Annotated in this window: 1 protein-coding gene; it reads left to right on the top strand. The window is 72.5% G+C overall.

Translation table 11 applies throughout. From position 1 onward, the window contains the following. The coding region (locus JZ792_RS43665) for an aldehyde dehydrogenase family protein (protein WP_216918428.1) at nt 1-600 on the top strand (600 nt) is incomplete at both ends.

The raw sequence follows: 600 nt of genomic DNA, 5'->3' as shown, positions 1-600 counted from the left end.
GCCGAGGCCGAGCGGGCTCTGAACGGCCCGCACGCGCCGCTCGGGCCGGTCGTCTGCATCGCCCCCTGGAACTTCCCGCTGGCGATCTTCGTCGGGCAGGTCGCCGCCGCCCTGGCGGCCGGCAACCCGGTCCTGGCCAAGCCCGCCGCGGAGACGCCGCTCGCGGCCGGGGAGGCGATCCGTCTGCTGCACGCCGCCGGCATCCCGGAGGATGTCCTACAGATCCTTCCGGGTCCCGGCGATGTCGGGGCGGCCTTGGTCGGGGACGCCCGGGTGCAGGGCGTGATGTTCACCGGCTCGACCGGGATCGCGAAGTCGATCCATGCACGCCTGGCCGAACGCCTGAGCCGCGACGGCGAGCCGGTCCCGCTCGTCGCCGAGACCGGCGGCCAGAACGCCATGGTGGTCGATTCCTCTGCCTTGGCCGAGCAGGTGGTCGCCGACGTGATCGCTTCGGCGTTCGATTCCGCCGGCCAGCGCTGCTCGGCCCTGCGCATCCTGTGCCTTCAGGAGGAGATCGCGGATCGTACCCTGGAAATGCTCCGCAGCGCGATGCGCGAGCTGGTCGTCGGCGATCCCCGCCGGCTTGCGGTCGATGTC

Origin of the sequence: Nocardia noduli, assembly GCF_019038455.1 — a bacterium.
Classification (GTDB): Bacteria; Actinomycetota; Actinomycetes; order Mycobacteriales; family Mycobacteriaceae; genus Nocardia; species Nocardia noduli.
The sequence above is the reverse complement of the archived record's forward strand: the minus strand, read 5'-3'. Positions and strand labels throughout refer to the sequence as shown.